This window comes from uncultured Shewanella sp., from assembly GCF_947491715.1.
Classification (GTDB): domain Bacteria; phylum Pseudomonadota; class Gammaproteobacteria; order Enterobacterales; family Shewanellaceae; genus Shewanella.
On record NZ_CANLKR010000022.1, the window covers coordinates 22,721 to 43,693 of the forward strand.

The 20,973-nt window shown below is 43.1% G+C and carries 13 protein-coding genes; 12 read left to right on the plus strand and 1 reads right to left on the minus strand.

Going from position 1 to position 20,973, the window contains the following annotated elements; translation table 11 throughout:
* Positions 1-57: 57 nt before the first annotated feature.
* The 10 genes from Q0779_RS15105 to Q0779_RS15150 all read left to right on the plus strand — a co-directional run bounded on the left by Q0779_RS15105 (position 58) and on the right by Q0779_RS15150 (position 17,241).
* The gene (locus tag Q0779_RS15105; protein WP_298773744.1) at positions 58-10,857 is read left to right on the plus strand and encodes an RHS repeat-associated core domain-containing protein; all 10,800 of its coding nucleotides are present in this window, start codon (positions 58-60) and stop codon (positions 10,855-10,857) included.
* The gene (locus Q0779_RS15110; RefSeq protein WP_298773745.1) at positions 10,835-11,233 is read left to right on the plus strand and encodes a hypothetical protein; all 399 of its coding nucleotides are present in this window, start codon (positions 10,835-10,837) and stop codon (positions 11,231-11,233) included. The genes Q0779_RS15105 and Q0779_RS15110 overlap by 23 nt, the downstream gene beginning before the upstream one ends.
* 428 nt (positions 11,234-11,661) lie before the next feature.
* Positions 11,662-12,630 carry a hypothetical protein gene (locus Q0779_RS15115; protein WP_298773746.1) on the plus strand — a complete coding sequence of 323 codons (969 nt, stop codon included), beginning with the start codon at positions 11,662-11,664 and terminating at the stop codon, positions 12,628-12,630.
* On the plus strand, positions 12,603-13,139 hold the full coding sequence (locus Q0779_RS15120; protein ID WP_298773748.1) for a hypothetical protein: 537 nt from the start codon (positions 12,603-12,605) through the stop codon (positions 13,137-13,139). Before Q0779_RS15115 ends, Q0779_RS15120 begins: the two co-directional genes overlap by 28 nt.
* A gap of 265 nt (positions 13,140-13,404) precedes the next feature.
* Entirely contained in the window at positions 13,405-13,566 is a 162-nt protein-coding gene (locus tag Q0779_RS15125; protein ID WP_298773749.1) for a hypothetical protein, read from the plus strand.
* Between the two features lie 19 nt (positions 13,567-13,585).
* On the plus strand, positions 13,586-14,047 hold the full coding sequence (locus Q0779_RS15130; RefSeq protein WP_298773751.1) for a hypothetical protein: 462 nt from the start codon (positions 13,586-13,588) through the stop codon (positions 14,045-14,047).
* A 30-nt stretch (positions 14,048-14,077) separates the two neighbouring features.
* Positions 14,078-14,509, plus strand: a complete 432-nt coding sequence (locus Q0779_RS15135; RefSeq protein WP_298773753.1) for a hypothetical protein — start codon at positions 14,078-14,080, stop codon at positions 14,507-14,509.
* 350 nt (positions 14,510-14,859) lie between these two features.
* Positions 14,860-15,804: a hypothetical protein gene (locus tag Q0779_RS15140; RefSeq protein ID WP_298773754.1), complete on the plus strand. Its 945-nt coding sequence runs from the start codon at positions 14,860-14,862 to the stop codon at positions 15,802-15,804.
* Complete coding sequence (locus Q0779_RS15145) at positions 15,801-16,253, plus strand: hypothetical protein (RefSeq protein WP_298773756.1); 453 nt, start codon at positions 15,801-15,803, stop codon at positions 16,251-16,253. The genes Q0779_RS15140 and Q0779_RS15145 overlap by 4 nt, the downstream gene beginning before the upstream one ends.
* 484 nt (positions 16,254-16,737) lie before the next feature.
* Complete coding sequence (locus Q0779_RS15150; protein WP_298773757.1) at positions 16,738-17,241, plus strand: hypothetical protein; 504 nt, start codon at positions 16,738-16,740, stop codon at positions 17,239-17,241.
* A 58-nt stretch (positions 17,242-17,299) separates the two neighbouring features.
* On the opposite strand, the gene Q0779_RS15155 is transcribed toward Q0779_RS15150, so the two are convergent.
* Positions 17,300-18,319 (minus strand): lyase, encoded by a 1,020-nt coding sequence (locus Q0779_RS15155; protein WP_298773759.1) that lies wholly within the window; start codon positions 18,317-18,319, stop codon positions 17,300-17,302.
* A gap of 634 nt (positions 18,320-18,953) precedes the next feature.
* Between Q0779_RS15155 and Q0779_RS15160 the strand changes: the two genes are divergently transcribed.
* Both Q0779_RS15160 and Q0779_RS15165 read left to right on the plus strand, forming a co-directional pair.
* Complete coding sequence (locus Q0779_RS15160) at positions 18,954-20,102, plus strand: acetyl-CoA C-acetyltransferase (protein WP_298773760.1); 1,149 nt, start codon at positions 18,954-18,956, stop codon at positions 20,100-20,102.
* A 275-nt stretch (positions 20,103-20,377) separates the two neighbouring features.
* Positions 20,378-20,677 carry a hypothetical protein gene (locus tag Q0779_RS15165; protein WP_298773762.1) on the plus strand — a complete coding sequence of 100 codons (300 nt, stop codon included), beginning with the start codon at positions 20,378-20,380 and terminating at the stop codon, positions 20,675-20,677.
* The last annotated feature ends 296 nt before the right edge of the window (positions 20,678-20,973 follow it).

The window sequence follows — 20,973 nt, forward strand, 5'->3', positions numbered from 1 at the left end:
CAACACATCTTGAGTGCAGGTTTTTACAAAGTCATGAGGTTAATCAGTGATGTTTTTATGAAAACTTTTTTAGTTTTTTGTATGGTATTTTCGTTGCATACGTTTGCTGCGCCAGGTAGCAATGTGGTAAAAGATCCGTCCCCTTATGCGGTTAATTACAATGAAGTGATTAATGTTCTAGAAGGGGAAGATAAAATTGTGAGCTTTTGGACACGTGAAGTCAATGATTTCACAGAGGATCATGACTCAGTTCCTGATGGAATAACAAAAACAATACTGCTAGAAGTCGAATTATTCGATTCTAATGATAAGTTTATAAAACGGGTTTTTATTCCAACTAGCGCGCCAAATAGAAATAAATTAAAGCTAGATTCTGCACTATTTAATCATACTTCTGGCAAATATAGAATCTCATATAAGCTGCGGATTAGCGTTGTAACTGGTCTGAATGAAGGGCCAAGAAACAATTATACCACGACTCATTACTCTCAAAAAACGGTCCATGTTTATAAAAATAAAAAACCAATAGTCAGCTTATCCCCCTCAACTATCTCTGTAGGGTTAGGCAACACCGCGACGGTTACAGTTACAGTGAATGATAGTGAAGGTAAACTTGACGGCGATTTAAAAGTCACTGTGCCTAGTGGCTGGAATGCGACGCGTCAATCCTGTTCAATGAATAATACAAAGAAACAAAAATGTATCTTTAAAATCACGCATCCAGAGAAAGCTGCGAGTCTTGGTTCTTATAGCATAAAAGCGATTGCGACCGACAAAATGAACTTGAAGGGAGAGAAGCCACTTACCATCAAAGTGACTGAGTCCAATGTGGCGCCGACCTTTACTGAGACGGATATAAGCCAATCCATTATTGCTCTTGATCAAAGTGTCACATTAAGCGCTAAGGCGGCGGACGATAATATACAAGAAGATAAGCGAATAGATAGCATCAAATGGTGTTATTCAGAGAATGGATCCAGATCTAATTGTACTAAAATTGTCGATGAAAATCATGCACGTTGTAATTTAGTCAACGAGGGCAGCACAGCCACTTGTGACTATACGAAAACTTTTACTCAATCGGGTGTATATACCTTATGGGCAGAAGTCTCCGATGGTATCGCTACTGTTAAGTCGAAGGCGCATTCACTGACCGTCGATGCGCCGCCAGAGATCACATTTACCACCTCGGGAAGTTTTCACTTAGGGGGCAAGGTAAGCTTTACGGCCACAGCAGTTGATAGCAACCTCAAATACTTGAAGATCTGTTATGTCAAAGAAGGGCAGAGTAAAGCAAGCTGTACCAATGAAATTACCAATAAAATGAACAATAACATCGATGACTGTAAAGCTATTAGCTCACAAGAAACGGTGTGTGAAGTCAATGACTTTCTATTGGACCAAGAGGACTTTGACGCTGCTGGCTATGAGTTTTATGCCTTAGCATTCGATGGTATTAATACCAAACATCTAAGTTTTACAACAAACATTTTTGGTCGCTATACGCTAGAACAACCAGAGGTGACGGCGACCCCTAATATACCAGGCGTCATGGCAAGGGTGTTGGGGAAATATAATAAACGGGACGCGAATAATATCAACATTAGCAGCATTGCCTTGTATGTCAATGAGGTTGAAAAGAAAACCATCACAGATGTCAATAACAGTACCGAATTTGCATTTGACTACGAGTTACCAGAACTCAGTGCGCCGATTTTTCAATTTAAGCTCATCGATAGCGAGGGAGTGGAAGTCTGGTCGCAACCTTTGCCTTATCCGGTTGATTTAACTCACCCACCTAGAGTGGCGCCCACTGTCAATCACAGTGCAGGCAGTACAAATACCGATGGCCGTATAGCACTTTCGGCCACCCCCGTTGCTCATAGTACCGAATATCTCTGGCATGAGTACCAAACCTGCCCCACTCGAGAACAAGCTGGCAGCAACTTAGGCACGACCTCAAACCCCAGTCACACTGTGATGAAAAGCTATGAGGATAATGGCCAATATTGTTATTGCGCCCAAGCAAAAAATACCAATGGTGAAGGCCCGATTGGTTATGGCAGCCAATGTGCTCAAGTCACCTTAGCGGTGCCCGATTATGTGCCAGGGCTAACCCGCTTTTCGCCCAATTTGTCACTGACTCAAAATAATCCTTATCAATTGGAGTGGATTAATAATAATAAAGGGGCCAGAAGCTTCAAACTAGAGCGCCAAAGTGGTCAAGTCGATACCAGTAAACCCTGGCAAACCTTATATTCTGGCACGAATACTCAGCTGCTTATTTCAAGCATTGCTGCGGCGAATGTCAGTGTGGCAGGCCTTGAGGCGGGCGATGTCAGTTACCGCGTGACGGCTTGTAATAGTGACAATGAGTGTGAAGCAGGGCAAATCATTACCGTGAATCATCAAGTGCCTTATTTGCATAAAGCGGAATTTTCAGAAGCGCGAACAGGCACCAATCATGCCGAAATTATCTTTGAAGGCTTGGGCTTGCAAGGCATAGAGACTGCGAACATTCAACTGCGTAATACCGGCGAAACGGTTAATTTACCTGTTTATCAACAAACGGGGGATGGTAAGCATAGGTACCGAATGCGGGCGACTTCAAGGATCATCAAAGGTCTTGAAAATGGTGGATTACGCCTAGAAGTCAATACGCTCATTGGCAGCGCCACTATTGAGTTTACCACGCAAGGCAGCAGCGATAGAGCCAATATTGATTTAATTCATGCCAGTCCTACCGTTAGCAGTGATGGGGTAGTGTATGTGAGTTCAGGGCAATCGGTACACGCATTAAAAGAGGGACAAAACCTGAATCGCTGGCCTTTTACCTTGCCTGCAGGAACCCCTGAGGGTGCGAGTATTACTGCCGCCCCCACATTAGACAAAGACATCAATGCCAATGATGTGGTTTATATCGGCGCCACTAACCGTCACATGTATAAGTTAGATTATTTGACCAATATACTCTGGCAAACACGACTGCGCGGTGAAATCCATGCCAAGGCCACCTTATTTTCTGAGGCTAATCCGTATCAAAATAATGCACTGCAGCAGCTACTTTATGTAGGCGTAGTGGCAAACAATACTGTGATTGATGCCAATCATAGCGGCAATGATGTCAGTGGCTTGTATGCCCTCGATGCCGATACGGGCGAAGAGCATTTCATGTATCCACTGCTTGAAGGCGTTAAGCAAGCGCCGCAAATTTTCAGTAATGGTGATTTGCATGTCACCACCGAAGACGATCAATTACACATTATCAATCGTCATCAAATCGGGCCGTTTGCACTGCGCTGGCAAGACATTGACAGCTCACTGTTGCAAATAAACCTATCAAATGTACCCGATTGGCAAATACCACAAGATGCTAACGTGCCGCTGCGAAGCTTTGCAGGTCTTTTCTATGGGCTATTAGGCCGTGCGCCCACTCGCGCCGAGCTAACCTTTTTTGCTTATGCTTATGATTCAGGTATTGATACCAACGAAATAACCGCCGCATTTTTAACCTCACATAAAGGCATTGAGCGTTTTGCACTATCGCAAACCGCCGCTGAATTTGTGGACAGTTTATTTACTTTCTTATTCCCGTCAGAGCCCGATAAAACAGAGGCAGGTGGCCAGAGTCGCAGTCAGTGGACGGATTTATTATTAACCGGTGTGCCGCGCAGTGAAGTGGCCTATGCATTAGTGCAAAGTAATGAATATGTGGCTTACAGCGAAAATGTGGTTTCACTCGCCACAAGCGTTTTTTACGATCAATGTAACTGTAACCAAAACAGTGACTCAGATGGCGACGGTGTGAGTGACAGTGTAGAAATTGAATTAGGCTTTAATCCACTCGATCCTGAAGATCTATTACTAGACACGCCATTATTAAGCGCATCTGAGCCTGTATTAGGAGACTTTACCCTCGATTGGCAAGCGATTAATCCATCAAGACCCAGCGAAGAGATCTTTTATCGCATCACGGAAAGTGTCAATGGCCAACCTGCCACCTTCGTCTCGAGTCATCATGCTAATACTCAATTGGGTTTAGTTAAAGCATCGGGGCGCTATGAATATCAAGTGCAGGCTTGTATGCACGCACAGATTTGTAGCCAGTGGTCAAATGAAGTGGCTGTTGAAGTCGGTGACAGCATAGTTGAAGCGCCTATTCAACCTATAGCTGCCCCTGAGTCCGTTGCTGAGTTTTTAGTGCCAAGTTACAGTGAAATCATTGCCTCAGCGCGGTTTGGTTTAACCGCAGGGGCGTTTAGAGTCAACGAGTCTGGCGCCGCCACCTATAGCTTGCCTTTCAATTTGCCCACAGGCATTGCTGGAGTCAAGCCGTCATTAGGGCTAGCCTATAACAGTCAAGGTCGTGAAGGCATAGCGGGAATGGGCTGGGATCTGCAAGGCATGTCGGCGATTAGCCGCTGCGGTAGCACACGCTTGCTTGATGGCCATATCAAGCCAGTTGAATTCGATGAAGCTGATAATTTTTGTCTCGATGGCCAACGTCTATTGCTTAAATCCGGCGAGCAAGGTATGCCTGGATCCACTTATATCACCGAAATAGGCAGTCAATTATTGATCACTTACCAAAGTGATGACTCCTTTAAAGTGGAAGCAAAAGATAACAGCGTGTCGATATACGGCGCCAGTACAAACAGTAAAGTGGCGTTAACCTTAGCGGCAAAAAACAATCAAACGTTCACTCACTCTTGGTTGATTGCCTACTCGCAAGATAATTTACGTCAAAGCAGTAACCAAATTGAATATACCTATGATGAGCAAGGAAAAAATGAAAAGGTGCTCTCACAAATAAACTACAGCGGTAATCGTGTTGAGCTTAATTACACGGACACAAGTGCAATAAGAAGCAGTGTTTATATAAAAAGTGCGCATTTAGTACAAAAAGCGCAGTTATCTGAGGTGAAGGTATATTCTCATCAAAACATCCTTATCCGCAGTTATCAATTGGATTTTAATAACAATGACATTGATCAAAGGCAATTAACCAGCATCACTGAGTGCGGTCTAGGTAATGTTTGTAAACAACCTGTGACCTTTAATTACCGTGATGTGTTTACTCAAGACGAATTTGACACATCTTGGCGGAATGCTGTACGCACATCCGAGGGCGATTATTTACGCTTAGCTTTGGTGTTGGATGCCAACAATGACGGTATCACTGAGCTTGCCACTTTAACCCATGTGACATCCACGCAGGCTAAGCTGTGTTTGGGAAGCATCGACGCTCCAGAAGCTTCGTGTCGTACATTTGACATTTATGATGATGTACAAACCAGTGCGCGTCTGGTGCCCACCGATCCTGACGGCGATGGGCTCATTAATTTCTTAGTCAATACCGACAATGATAAACCCGATGGCATTTGGCGACAGTTTGATACTTTAGCCAACGGCACGCTCGCAGCCCAGTCTTTGCCACCATTGCAAGGGGATTCGAGCATGGGCGTGAATATCAAGCCCATGGATTTTAATGGTGATGGCTATAACGATTTAATTGAAACTAATGATAAAGATAATACAAGTGGAGCAGAAATTTTTGTAAGGGTGTGGGATCACACGCAGCAAGCCTATTTAGCCCCTGTGGGCATTGCCCTTGAAAATCAGTCTGGTTTCTCGCCGCATATTGAGTCGGGCTGGCAAAGCAGTGATGTAAACCAAGATGGCCTCGCCGACATTCTGGTATGGGGCAAGGATAGCAACAATTTGTATTTCTTTACCACCAATACTGACATCATGGTCTCAAACGATCCCATGTGTGAAAGATATACTCAGCGTTATGGAGGGACAGATCTGTCAGGTTGCGAATACGAGCATTACACCGCCAAAGCCTATGACAAAATTACGGTCAAAGGTAAGCATGCTATCCCGATGGATTTTAATGGCGATGGCTTAACCGATATTGTGGTGTACAACAAAGACACCAAGCGTTGGCAATACCACCTCAATACAGGGAATGGTTTTTATAAAGGGGATGATTTCAGCAATAATGCGAACTTATCGTCATCCATTGCGCCTATGATGGTAGATATTGACGGTGATGGCCAAATTGAGCTGGTGTTTCATGATGAATCTGACAATAAATGGTATCGCTATGAATGGAGTCATAATGAATATTCAATGGGAGGGAGCGTAACTGGTGGCTTTAATCGTGTTGAGCTACCGCTCAGTGATTGGACGTTTTCGCCACCTGAAGACACATCAGGCAAAGTGGAATATGGCTTCTTTACCGATGCCGACAACGATGGTTTGCTGGATTTTCTGTATATGCACAGCAAGGATAAGGGGCAGGCGAATCAATCCTTAAAGCTCTACCATGGTGGCAGCCGTGTTAAGCATCCTGGCCTTTTGTCATCGGTAGTGACAGGGACGGGCATCGAAACTCATATTGAATATGCTTCTATGGCAGAGTCTTCACTCTATACTAAGGCCAGTGGTTTACCTGAGGGGATGCCAGCGCAAGATGACGCCTTTAGAGTGATGAACATTGCAGGCGCGAGTGTCTTGGTGAAATCAGTCACTACAGATGCACCCACTCAAACTGAAAATGACACAGTGAAAGTCAACTACAGTTATCATGGCGCCAGAATGCAATTTGGGCGCGGTAATTTAGGCTTTGCCTCCATTGCCACTGAAATGGAAAAAGGCGGTATTAGCTTTACTACTGAGACACAATATGCACAAGTTTTCCCCTTTATGGGCATGCCGTTAAAAACCACAAAAAAAGCGGCGGGTACCGTGATATCCATGGCGGAGAACCGCTATGTGAGCCAAACCCAAGCCTTAGAGCAAGGGTATACTCAATATCAGGTGTACCAGCAAGAAAGCCGTGACTGTCAGGCCAATGTGGATACGATTCTTGGTTTAAGTGTCGATGTCAGTAGCTATAATTGCCAGCAAATGCTCACAATACAAGATGAGTATGCTAATGTGCTCAGCAGTAAAACAGGCCATTATGAGGCGACCGATCCTGACTTGTTCGTCGCAATGGATGAAAACTTAAGTCATGCAGGCAACATAGGTAGTAGTAATACGGCTATCAATGAGACCTTAAAAGCAAACAGTTTGTCACGTCTTGAAAACATTAATACCTATGGTTCCAGTGAGTTTGAGCAGCGTTTCGGCCGATTAAGTGTGGCGAGCGTGACTCATCGCCGAGGCGATAAAAGTGCCACTCGAACAAGTGCCTTTCATTATTATGATAACGGTATGCTTGAGCGAGAAGTGATTGAGCCCGAGGGTAACTGCACCACTAAACTCATCACAGATTACATTTATGATGCTTATGGTAACGCCACTCAAAAAACCGTGCATAATGAGGGTTCATGTGAGAAGGCGCTATCTCGTAACAGCAGCACAACATTCGATGATGTGGGTCGTTATATTGTTCAAACCCATCAAAATGGCATTCTTGAGTCCAAAGTGCTCAGCCGAAATGCATTGGGGCAGGTCACAAAGGCAAGCAATGTCGATGGCGTCGTATCTCAAGCTGTCTTCGACGCCTTTGGCGCCGAGGTCGCCAGCTACAGCCCGTCTGGCGCTCAGCAAACTAAGCTCAATAAAGCCTGTGATGAAGCCCTTGGTTATTGCTATACCATGATGGAAACATCCGTTAATGGCACTGTGCTCAAAAAGCAATATATTGACCAAGCGGGCAGAGGCTATAAAGAGTCAAGCCTGAATGTACTCGGCAGCTGGTATACCAAAGAACAAACCCATGATAAATATGGCAGAGTGATCTCAGTCACTGAACCTGGCTTAGACGCAGTAACCAGTACCTATGATGCACTGGACAGAGTGGTTTCCAGTGTGGATGACAATACGGGCATTACGACTAGCCAAGGGACCTTTGGTCGCGTGCAAACTAACACCTTATCCGGTGATATTCCTGGGGGCGTACAAACCAAAACCACCACTTATAATGCCCTTGGTGAAGAGTATCAAGTGACCGACGAGCAAGGTAATACGCTAACTTATACTTATGATGTATTTGGCGCCCTTGAAACCGTGCACTCCGATGTCGATGACATCATCTTAAGCCGTATCAGCTACGATAACTTAGGCCGTAAGGTGTCGATGCAAGATAAAAACCGCGGTGATTGGGCCTATGAATACAACGCCTTTGGTCAGTTGACAAAGCAAACCGATGCCCGCGGCGTCGTGACCGAGATTTATTACGATAATTTGGGTCGTAAGAGGGAGCAAAAAGTCACCGGTACCAGTGATGTGGTCTCTGAAGACATGTTCTGGACCTATGGCACAGGCAGCAATAAGCACAGATTACTCAGTGAGCGCACGGGCACTTGGCAACGGCATTTTTATTACGATAATTTAGGTCGCAGCATAGCGAGTCTCACTAACCTCGATGGCACGAATGATTGCGCCGCCAATGTGGCCTTTAATACCACAAGTAATGATTTACGCATAACAGGAGAGGCACTTTTTGATCCCATTAGCAGTCGCTGTGTTATTCAGCAAAGCCAGTTTGACGAATATGGCCGTGTGTTCCTGCAATTTGATGATTATCGTCGCAGCGATGATGGCAGCTTTGTTGAGGCCCGCGGCCTGCGACAGCACTATCAACATAACCAAGTATTAAAGCAGCAAGAAGCCCGTGAGGGCAGCGCGGGGCGCATCTATCATGAAATTGTTAATATTAATGAAAATGGTTCATTGACCGAGTACAAAAAAGGCAATCGAACCATGACATTAAGCTATGATGATGCCAAGCGTTTAAATGGCATTAGCAGTGGCAATCATATTCAAACTGACAGTTACAGCTTTGATAGCCTAAATAATCTAAGTTCAAGAGAGCTGGCGGCATCGAGTAAGCAAGACTTTCAGTACGATGAGCTCAATCGCATCACCCATGTCGATGGTATCGAGCAGTATCGCTATAATAGCAACGGTAATTTAACTGAGAAAGCAGGCTGGCAGCTAGGTTATAACAGTCCTACTAGTAATCATCCCTTGCACGCCGTGTATAGCCGCTCAAAAGCGGGCGAGGCTACTGAGACTTATGGTTATGATGCCAACGGCAACCAGATCTGGGGTAAAAAAGGTGGCAGCGCATGGCGTGAATTCACTTACAGTGGTCGCAATAAGGCCACCCACATACGTGTGGGCGATAAGGATACCTATTTTAGCTATGATGCCAATAATAAGCGTTTCAAGCGCGTCGACAGCACAGGCACCATCTTTTATGTGGGTAACTTAGAGCTCACCATTAAAGCCGCTGATCCCAATGTAAGCAGCATGAGCAGCGAGCCGCAAACCTACATCAAGCGTTATTTAGGTGATGCCATGCAAACCTATTACGCGAATGGCAATGCCATGTTGCGCTGGTTGTATAAAGATCATCTAGGCTCAGTGATTGCCATCACCAATGACAGTGGCGAGTTGGTGAAGCGCTTCAGTTACGACGTATTCGGTCAGCAAACGGAAATTATCCCCACAGAGAGTGAGCGTATCGCCCATTATGAGCGCAGCGCATTATCTTCCCTATTGCTGGCAGAAATATCCGCCAATACGCGCGGTTATACTGGCCACGAGCCCGTGGACATAGACGGCGACAAGCGCATCATTCACATGAATGGCCGCATGTATGACGCCGCCCTTGGCCGCATGCTGCAAGCCGATCCTGTGGTGCAGTCGCCCAGTAATCTGCAAAATTACAATGCTTATAGCTATGTGCTCAATAACCCGCTCAATGCCACGGATCCCAGCGGCTACTTTTTTAAGAAGTTACTCAAAGGCGTGATGAAAGTCACAGGTGCGTGGGCGGCACATGAATTTTTAAACAGTATCCCGTATCTTAATACGGTTATTAGCACTGCATTGAATTTTGTACCATTTTGCCAAGTATGGTGTGCTGCTTTGTATAATGGCCATGCAAACTTTGTGGCTACTGGCAGTTTATCATCGGGCATTAAGGTAGGCGTGATCAGCGCCGCTGCGGGGTATGCCTTGCAGGGGGTGGGAGAGTACTTTAGTGAGCTTAGTGCAGTAAATATCAATGCAGTAGCTTGGGAAGGTGCTCAATTGAATAGTTTTGTTGATTTTGGCGGTAACTTGCTAACCTCAGGGCAAGTGGCGGCGCAAATTGGCGCCCATGCCATGGTGGGTGGGATCAGTGCAGAGTTACAAGGTGGTGAGTTTGGTCATGGCTTTATCTCAGCGGGGGTCACTAAAGGGGCGGGCGGGGCATTTTTACCCGGTGGTGCGAATGTGGAAACCCGTAAAATTGTCGGTGGTACCATCATTTCAGCGGCCATTGGCGGTACCGCCTCCGCCCTCAGCGGCGGCAAGTTTGCTAACGGTGCGAGAATGGCGGCGATGCAGTATTTGTTGAATCAGACTGGGAGGAATTTGAAACAATTAGGCAGAGAAACACTATGGGATCGAGTTAGTAAAAATTATAGTAGTGAATTTTTGTCTGACTTTAAAAAATCTAACCCGTATGAATACTCATTATTTAAAAAGTATGCCTTAAGTGTCGATGCAAATTTGTGGAATAATTCATCCTCAGGTTTGGAAATGGAGAGAAACGCACTGAGTAAGTTTTCAACTTTTGCATCGGGAGAAGCAAATAGCTATTTTATTAATGAGGTAAAAAATCAAGCTATAGGAAGTATACATGGAACGTATACTGGGAAGATTAGGGACGCAGCGCTTTCAGCAATTGGTGCTTGGCCAATAGTTGGGAAATTAGTGGGTGATTATCAAATGGCTTCAGGTGCATTTAATTATGGATCTAATATTACGGAAGTGATGAATATTCAAATGAATGGAAGTCAAGTTATTAATGGAGGATTCATCAATGAAGTTTATGGTCAGAAATAATGTATTAATTCTTATTGTATCATTATTAGTAGCTTGTAATAATCAAAATGATGCTCAAAAACAGTTGATTGAATTAGCTTATTGTTTGCATGTTGAAGGTAGTAGTTGTAAAAGCGAACGTATCGATGATTTTTTACGCTTTTTTTCTTCTGAAAGCTTACAAATAGAGACAGAAAAAAGTGCAGATATTAATAATTTATGTTTGCTAATTAAACGATATGATGACCAAGAAAGTGAATCGGTGGATAAGAAGTATCGGACTAATTTGTTAAATAAATTAGGCCAGAAAATGGAAGGAACTAAATATAATTATCTTTTTTATAAAGATTGCAGACAGTTTTTTGACTTACAATTTGTTAATCCTCGAAACGGATAACTAAGACATATATGGACGCTCCCGTTGAGTCAAGCCTGTTTTAGCTTGTTTTGAACGTAAAAACCTAGCCAAGGTCATAATAGGCCTTGGTAATAAAAACTAAACCCTCATTCTTACTTACTCAGTTTTGATCACGGGTCTCGATGCTGGTGACTTATGCTCGCTCAAAGCGGTTGTACAGAATAACATGGACAGGCATTATTAATGAACCAAGTCGCGCTTGTGGTGCAGTCGTCTCACAAATAATATGGACAGGCATTGTTAATTGTTAAATAGAGCAAATCGATAGCGATGTAAGCTGACCTGTGGTGCAGTCATCTCACCATTAACAATCTGCAAAATTACAATGCCTATAGCTATGTACTTGCCTAAATTTTAAAAATCATCCACTCAATGCCACGGATCCCAGCGGCTACTTTTTTAAGAAGTTGTTTAAGGCGATTGCCGATATCCCCATTTTAAATGCGATTGTGCAAGTTGTGATGGCTATTTATTGCCAGCCATGTTTGGTTGCCTATAATGCTATGTCAACCTACGCACTAACAGGCAGCTTAAAGATGGCGGTCGTGGGTGCAGTGGCTGCAATCATCGCCCCTGGTGGTGGTGATCTATTAAGTATTGCGATGAGCGCAGTGATTGGTGGTGTATCGGCAGAAATGATGGGCGGGGATTTTCATCGTGGCTTTATTGCAGCAGGTATTGGTGCTGGAATAGGGGGGGGGCAAGGGATTGAAAATCCTTATGTGAGGGTTGCCGTCGCTGCAGTAGTAGGTGGTACCACCTCTACAATCATGGGCGGCAAGTTTGCCAATGGTGCGATAACGGCTGGATTTGCAGCAGCGGTGAAAGCGGCGAGAAATGGGGATTTTGATGAGCAAGCAAAAGCGAGAAAGCCTCCAATCAATAATAGGGCGTTAACTGGTGATGAAATAGCTCAAGCAAAGAAAAACTTTAATAAAGCGGCCCCAGAAGCCTACAAAGATTATAAAAAAGGTGTGTTTAAAGATAATGGCATTGATGTTATTCAAATGGAAGAAAGTGATATTCAGTTTGTGGATGAGTATAAAATGGACGGGGAAAGTGTATTAGGAGTATCCCAAGAGTATGATGCCCGATCACATTATGAAGTGAAGTTTATTAAAATTACTGCCAGAGGTTGCGTCACTATGAGTGAATGTTATGCGACCCTAGCGCATGAGTTTGCACATATGACGGCCGATAATATTAATATGGATAAAGGCTGGGGGCCCGATATTTACGATAATCAGCAAAGTAGAGAGGTATTTAATAGCCCTCCATCTAATCAAATACAAATGATGGTGAATGCCAGACGAGGCTTTCAAGAATCACATGCAGAGGTAAAAGGATTATGGTACGCAGAATACAAAGGACATTAATACTAGTTCTTCTACTAGCCCTAAATAGTTTGAGTCATGTTCAAGCGGAAGAATACCGCTATCAAGGTATTGGTCATTCGAAATTAATGAAAGTGGTGGTGAATGATGAAGGTTGTATACAACATACTGATACACGAGATGTAACAACATTGGATAAAGAATGCTCTGCCATTGGCAGCGGCCATTTACGTTGGCTCGGCAGAGGCATGTTTGTAGATGTGTCTTTGTCCGATTTAAATAACGAAGCCAGAGTGCAAGACGAAGTGGCCGATATCCGTATCAAGAATATCGGTACCTTAACTATGCTCAATCGACAATTTGATAATGTCTATGAAATTGTTACAAAAAGGCATAAACCTGTACAAATGGAGGGCTGGGTTTATTTTACTAAAGAGCAAGGGATCATTGCCTTTTCTAGCGTGTATTTACCTAGACGAATTAATTGGGAATCTTTTGTGATGGAGGGGGATTGTGGTTTTGGCGGCCTGTGTAACGACCATAAAAAATAGTGTTATTTTACTTTTTGATATAAAGAAAACGAACTAAAACACCCAGAGTCAATTCCTTCTATGTTTATGCATTATCCCCAGTATGCTGGGGATGATGCTCTCTCTTATCTGTCAATATCGATGAGTCAAACAGTTTGCGGCTGCACAAATTGGCGCCCTTGTTATGATGAGAAGTCATGGTGGGTGGAATTTCAGCCGAATGACAAGGCGGCACTCTTTATAGACACTTTTTATAGAAAGGTAAGAGGGGTCACGGTTTTACTTCTTGTATAAAAAGAGTGCGGGGGTCACTAAAGGGGCGGGCGGGGCATTTTTACCCGGTGGTGCGAATGTGGAAACCCGTAAAATTGTCGGTGGTACCATCATTTCAGCGGCCATTGGCGGTACCGCCTCCGCCCTCAGCGGCGGTATTCTTTATAACAGATAATAGGGCTAACGGCACGAAAATGGCGGCGATGCAGTATTTGATGAATCAGACTAATGAGAGTTTGAAGCAGAATTCACAGAGAAAAAAAATCATGGTGAAACTTTTACAAAAAGATAGACAAGGTGCAGTTTATGAGGCTGGAAAGTATTTAGGAATAACGGAAGATCATATGATTGAACATGAGTTCAAGTATGTAAATAAAACATTATATGGGGATACTTCTCAAGCGGGTAAAGTAAGGATTGGTGCCGATGCTTTTAAATCAATAGAAGCATTGATTTCAACAGTGGGACATGAAAATATACATACTATTCAATATCAAGAAGGAAAATTAGGTTATCCAGGAACCAGTTTATACTACCAAAATCAAATTGAAGCTCATCAATGGGAAATCAATAATGTTGACTTAACAGGTTTTACAAGGGGCGTTCAAGAAAATTTGAATTTTATTGAATATTATAATAGCCAATTAAATAAGTAAGATTAGCTTTACCTTATGAAGGGGCTGTTTATGAAAAAATATTACTTTTTTACGCTATTTTTGTTGTTTGTACCATTACAGGCAGTATCAACAATTGAATTAAAATTAGCAGAATTAGAAAATAAAGATAAGTTAGGTGTGTCAATTTATAATTACTCAAAATCTAAAATAAAATTAGATTATATTATGTGTGTTGAACCTCATACTGGAATCAGCTTTTTGATTGAGGACATGAAAGGGAAAGTTTTTAGCCAATCAACAACATTAAATTCAGGATGTAGCCTAAGTAATAAAATTATTGTAGATCGTCATGGAATATTAGGAAAAATTATAGACAAAGATCTTGTTGATATTTTATATTCACCACCACATAAAAAACTATATGTTACAGCATTGTTGTGTGAGAATTACTTTACTATGGAAAAGTGTCTGTTTAGCAATAAAATATTAGTTGATTTTTAGAAAGGATTAACCAAGATAGGATTAACTAATACATATATGGGCGCTCGCCTATAGTAAAGCTTGTTTTGACTTTTAGGAAGCCAAAGAAACTTAGCCAAGGTCGTAATAGGCCTTGGTAAGAAAAGAAATAACATGGACAGGCATTGTTAATGAACCAAGTCGCGCTTGTGGTGCAGTCGTCTCACCATAAATAATCTACAAAATTACAATGCCTATAGCTATGTACTTGCCTAAATTTTAAAAATCATCCACTCAATGCCACGGATCCCAGTGGGTACTTTTTTAAGCAATTAAAGCGGTTAAACCGTAATTTCATAAAAGGTGCTGTTAAGATTTTTGGGGCCAATGTAGTGAATATAGTGGGGAGTGCTTTGACCGCTTACTACGGTGGGCCTGAAGCTGCTGCATGGAATTATGATTTTAATCGTGCTATGGGGGCTTCAAGTAATGCGGCATTAAAATCAGCTGGGATTACTTATGCAGTTAGTGCAGCGACTTACGGTGCATCGGCGATAGTGAATCCTTATATTCAGGTGCTTGCTCAAGCTACAATCGGAGGCATTGCAGCCGAAGCTCAAGGGGGGAAGTTTGCTAACGGCTTCATTTCAGCAGGGATTGGCGCGGCCATTGGTGGCGGTAGAGGTATTCAAAATCCCTACTATAGGGTTGCTGTTGCGGCAGTTGTGGGCGGTACCACCTCTACAATTATGGGCGGCAAGTTTGGTAATGGCGCGATGACGGCTGCGTTTTCTGCGGCGCTGAGAGCGGCTGATAATGGGGAATTTGGGAGTGGGGAAGTTAAAGCAGGTAATACTACAAAAACAAAAGTTGTTCCTGATAAGGCAGGATTGAGAAAAGCGTTGGATAGTGCTGTGGATCGTGGGGAGCTTAGTAGAGCGCGTGGTTTTGATTCGGCAGATGCTGCGGCAAAAGAAGTGCTTACTGTAACTGCTCCATTATCTAGGAAATATGGTTTAGAGGTTGGAGGAAGTATTTTTGAGGGGAAAAATGGTAAATATCACTATACTCTTCCGATTATAGGGGATTCTAATTCTGTTTATGTTGCGCCTAATTGGGTAGGGTATCATACTCATCCTAGTGGTGCCCTTGCTTTTTCTAATAGGTTTACAGCTTACGAAGGCGGAGGTAATGATGCTTTATGGGTAGATAATGCAAATAAAGACTTATATCTAGGAGTTGAATACAATGATGGAACTATAGGGATTGCTGTCTGCGAATACAATAGTTGTCCAAATATAGGGCAATTTGGGACAGAAGGGAGAATAATTAAATGATAAGTAGTATAAAATTAATATTGTTTGGTTTATTTTTGGTTTTTTATTTACCCTATTCATTTGCACAGAATCATTCGTTGATAAGTCAAAGTCATGTTGCAATTAATCAATGTATTAGTAAGTTTCAAAGCGAAACAAAGAATAAAATAAGCGAAGATATTGACCATGTATATGTAGATGTATTTAGTAAAGGTATGGTTATTGGGTTTACTAGAGGTGAAGTTGGTATTTTTGATGAAAGATCAATTAACTATAAACCATATTTGGTTTGTGGTCTTTATGAGAAAACAATTGTTTATTTAGGTGATGGGTTGAGAAAAGAGCCTATTTTTGATAATGAGTTTAATGATAAATACCATGACTATAAACATGATTTCATCAGTTTACTTTTTAAGAAAAATGCAGATGATTTTGAGTTTAGTAACTCTATGAAAATAAAAGTAGATTAACTAAGACATATATGGACGCTCCCGTTGAGTCAAGCCTATTTTGATTTTTAATAAGCCAAAGAAACTTAGCCAAGGTCATAATAGGCCTTGGTAATAAAAACTAAACCCTCATTCTTACTTACTCCGTTTTGGTCATGGATCTCGATGCTGGCGACTTATTTTGCTCAAACTCGCTCAAAGCGGTTGGGCTGACATCGCTTTATGAGAAAAGAGGTGGGCTTAGCAAGATGACTTGTGCCCTATGGTGAAGGTAAGTGTGAGAGGATCACGACTGAAAAGAGTCGTGAAGGTGACAGCTAAAAGTGATGGTAAGGGCCGGGCGACAGTGACCTTCTCTGGTGGCACCCGTTTGGGAAAGTGATTAATTGTTAATTACATTTTTGTGAGTAGATGAAGGTGATTGTGTGAAATATGGGTAAATTATCAACGAAGCGTGCAGGTTATAATTTATACTGAAGGAATAATCATTTACGGGGTTTTTATCATGATAAAATGTAAATTGAGCACGCGCATTACTACTTCCTTTGCTTTTGTTTTTACGTTCATGCTGGTGGCTTTTTTGGGGGGGTGTACCAATACGCCTAACCCTTACGGTGATGCTTATGGCTCGGCCGATACCCGTACCATCCAAAATGTGTATTATGGCACTGTGACTAAAACCACGCCAGTGACAATCGATGCGTCACAGGGCAGTAATATGGTGGGTACCATTGCCGGAGCTGCGGCCGGTGGCATACTGGGCTCAACGATTGGCGGAGGCATAGGTTCTACATTGGCGGCGATAGGTGGTGGCCTTTTAGGTGGCTATGCTGGCGGTGAGGCGGCCAATGCTATGGGTAAAGAAAATGGGGTTAATTTAACTATACGTCTGGATGACGATGAAGTGATTTCAGTTGTGCAGGCCGTTGATCCAGATATGATTTTTCAGGTCGGGCAACAAGTGCAGGTGAATGTCGACAGGGATACGGCTAGGGTCACTCCTCGTTAGTCATTTTGTAGTGAGGAACAGGCCATTTATCCTGATCCTCTTTTTTACCATTGTGGCATTATTTGTCAGGCTTTCCTTGAACTAAATACCCTGTATCAACGCCAAACCAAAAACTGCCGTCGGTGTTGTCAAAATACATATGCCGAATATTGCCGCCGCTGGGGACTGGGGTTTGGCTGATGAATTTCTCTTTTTCCGTATCAAAAGCAAAAATAATATTGGGCACCTCGCCAGTATCGGCTATCCATAGTTGTCCTTTGCTGTCCAGTGCCGTGCCGTAAGGACGGGGACTTTTGCTGGGAAGCTTCCATTCTTTAAACTTTTCATTGTTGGGAGAGTAGCGACCTAGATAGCCACCAATGTAATCTACATACCAAATATTGCCGCTGGGATCTATTTCAAGTCTGCGAGGGCGGGCGTCGGGGCGAGGGAGATTGACTTCAGTCACAAGCATATTTTCAGGTTCGACCCAAGCCAGTTTATTGGTACCAAAAAGCACTATCCAAGGGCGATTTTGAGCATCCATTTTGATGCCATAAGGGCGAGCGTTGGCCGTCGTTGGCGTGGCGACTCGCACTTGTCCATTATCCACATTTAACAGGCCGATACGATTGCTTTGTTGAGCAGTGAACCAGATATTTCCTTGTTGATTAAAAATCAGCGTGTGCGGGTCGTTGACACCTTCGGGCATGGGATATTGTTGAATTTTTCCATTTTCAGGGTTCATGCGTCCAATATGGGCATTACGGTTACCGGCGTACCAAACCTGACCTTTTTTATCCACTATTAGGTTATGAGGGTGAGTGCCTACTGGCACTTCGTACTTTTTAAATTGTTGGTTTGACGGGGTGAATCGACCAATATAATTACCGGTTTGCCCACAGAACCAGATCTGATCTGTGGTGCCGACATGAGGGTCTCTGGGTAGGCCTCCCCAAGGGACTTTCCATTCGTTTAATGAGAGCCGATTAGGTAGGCTGTTTTCTTGTGCTGAAGCATTAGCCGGACCTGTGAAGCAGAGGTAGATAAAGAATGCGATAAGCTGATAAGTAGATAATCGTTTGATATTAACAGGCATTTTCAGACTCCTCAATGATCTTTTATTGTTGGCCTTGTGGGGGCACTGGATGAGAACTCCACTTTAGTGTAGATAAAGCATAGGATAATAAACCTGAGTCTGGTTTAAGGTTTGGCAAAATAAGCGTCTTCCATTAATGTCATTGACTCATGAATAATCTCTTTAAAGGAACAGGCACCAATCCCACCGAGTAAGCTTAATAATAGTGGAATGTCGGCAACGGTTCTCTTTGTGTTTTTTATGAAAGACAGTTATTTTAAATGCTTATTTGAGCAAATGATTATGACGAGACATTTTAACGAAACATTTTAACGAAACATTAGGGGCTGTTGATCTTTGGTGGTTATTTCTGCAGCCGTTTGTGGGGTCTTTATACAAGGCAGAGCTTATGCAGTGTAGTTATTCTACATTAATAAGCGATAACGCCGTAAAAAGGGACCACAAACGCTGTCCTCATTCTTTTATAAAGTAGGATCCAGCTAAACGTGTTTTACCCTTTGTTGAGAGCGCCTTTGTTAAAGAAAGAGGGCTTAGAATGACTAGGCGTCACCTCTCCCACCGCGATTAAAACACGTTTATCTCGGACATAATTTAACCACGAAAGTTCAACAGCCCCTAGACAAGGAAGAAAAACATGACCCAAGCCTATATTGTTGATGCGTTAAGAACCCCCACTGGACGGCGAAAAGGCAGCCTATCTCATGTGCATGCTGCCGATTTAGGCGCCCATGTGTTAAAGACCTTGGTTGAGCGCAATGGCATTCCTGATCAAGAATATGAAGATGTGATTTTTGGTTGTTTAGATAATATTGGATCGCAAACGGCGAATATTGCGCGTACAGCTTGGTTAAGCGCAGGGCTGAGTCAAAGAGTGCCAGGGACGACAATTGACAGGCAATGCGGCTCATCACAGCAGGCGGTGCATTTTGCCGCACAAGCGGTGATGTCGGGCACCATGGATGTGGTGGTGGCGGGGGGCGTGCAAACCATGACGCAAATACCTATTGGTTCGGCGATGACAGTGGCAGAGCCGCTGGGTTTTAGTGATCCTTTTACGGGAGCAACAGGTTGGGCTAAGCGCTATGGTAAGGTGATGCCAACCCAATACCAAGCGGCGCAGATGATTGCCGATAAGTGGGGTTTTAGTCGTGAGGATTTGGAGCGTTATTCACTTGAGTCACACGCCAGAGCGTTAAATGCCATTAAGGAAGGACGGTTCGATAGGGAAGTGGTGCCACTTGAAGGCTTATTGATGGATGAAACCGCGAGGGAGTCATCTCCTGAAAAAATGGCGCAGCTCGGTAGCCTTTTTGGTTGTGACAAATTGACCGCTGCGGTGGCATCACAAGTGAGTGATGCCGCATCGGCCATGTTAATTGTGTCAAAGGCTGCGCTTGAGCGTTATAACTTGACGCCTCGTGCGCGCATTCATCATATGAGTGTGTGCGGTGACGATCCTATTTGGATGCTGACCGCACCAATAGAAGCTACAAAGCTGGCACTGAAAAAAGCTGGAATGACCTTAAATGATATTGACTTAGTGGAGATTAACGAAGCTTTTGCCTCCGTGGCCATGGCTTGGTTGAAAGAAACTGGGTTTGATTATCATAAAACCAATGTTAACGGTGGTGCCATTGCACTTGGGCATCCTCTGGGTGCGACAGGAACCAAATTGATGACGACATTATTGCATGAGCTTGAAAGAACGGGTGGCCGTTTTGGGCTGCAAACCATGTGCGAAGGTGGTGGATTGGCTAACGTGACCATTATAGAAAGGTTATAGTGGCGTTGTTTCCCATTAACGCGTTTTGGTTGACTTTTATGAATGAGCTTTGCAAAAAAATGTAATGATTTTGTCAAGACTTAACTTGACATAGATTAAGGGATCCATACACTGATGCTAGATTTGAGCGTTTAATAACATGTTAATCGATATTCAGCGCTCAGAAGTGAAATAATAATAAATGAAAAACATTATAATCAATATGATTGCCACCTTTTATTGAAGATGCTCCCTTTTTACATGAGTAACGTAGCCAACATGAGTGGAATAATCCAATGATGAGTCAACGCAGTAGACGCGCTTTAGCCTTGTGGCTAAGTGTGGTGTTGATGTGCTTGTCATTTGCTGCTCAAGCGCATCATGTTAGGCATCTTGATGAGGGTGCAAAAAAACATTGCACCTTGTGTTTTCATTTACATCATTATAATAAGTATCTTCCTCAGGTTGATATAACTGTACTGCAAGTTAAACAAAGCTATATTCCAGTAGCATTTTCTTGTGTGAGCTATTTTCATCCTATTTCGCGCTATTTTAATAGCCGCGCTCCACCTCTTACCTATCAAGGTATTGCATAACTCTGAGCATGTGAATGTTGCTTTATTAGCAGTAAATGACTTGGTGGCTTTTGTACTCAATATTTGTCAAGAGTACTCGTTAAGAGAGCTAAGTCAAAGGCACCAATTCAAAGGTACTCGTCAAGATATGGCGCTATTGGGCCAATGACGGTACAGCTTTGCCGCTTTTATCATGCTCATGTCACCGTTATTAACCTAAATGATGTATTTTCATCGGTTTTTAAGCGCTTTTATGCATGCCAAATTTTATTATTGGCGCTTTTTGGTCTTCACTGTATTTATCTTGCAATGAAATC

Bases quoted from the DNA above. Each gene is read 5' to 3' on its own strand.
- Q0779_RS15105 (WP_298773744.1), top strand. From the start codon at position 58: ATGAAAACTTTTTTAGTTTTTTGTATGGTATTTTCGTTGCATACGTTT.
- Q0779_RS15110 (WP_298773745.1), top strand. From the start codon at position 10,835: ATGAAGTTTATGGTCAGAAATAATGTATTAATTCTTATTGTATCATTA.
- Q0779_RS15120 (WP_298773748.1), top strand. From the start codon at position 12,603: ATGGTACGCAGAATACAAAGGACATTAATACTAGTTCTTCTACTAGCC.
- Q0779_RS15130 (WP_298773751.1), top strand. From the start codon at position 13,586: ATGGCGGCGATGCAGTATTTGATGAATCAGACTAATGAGAGTTTGAAG.
- Q0779_RS15135 (WP_298773753.1), top strand. From the start codon at position 14,078: ATGAAAAAATATTACTTTTTTACGCTATTTTTGTTGTTTGTACCATTA.
- Q0779_RS15145 (WP_298773756.1), top strand. From the start codon at position 15,801: ATGATAAGTAGTATAAAATTAATATTGTTTGGTTTATTTTTGGTTTTT.
- Q0779_RS15150 (WP_298773757.1), top strand. From the start codon at position 16,738: ATGATAAAATGTAAATTGAGCACGCGCATTACTACTTCCTTTGCTTTT.
- Q0779_RS15155 (WP_298773759.1), bottom strand. From the start codon at position 18,319: ATGCCTGTTAATATCAAACGATTATCTACTTATCAGCTTATCGCATTC.
- Q0779_RS15160 (WP_298773760.1), top strand. From the start codon at position 18,954: ATGACCCAAGCCTATATTGTTGATGCGTTAAGAACCCCCACTGGACGG.
- Q0779_RS15165 (WP_298773762.1), top strand. From the start codon at position 20,378: ATGATGAGTCAACGCAGTAGACGCGCTTTAGCCTTGTGGCTAAGTGTG.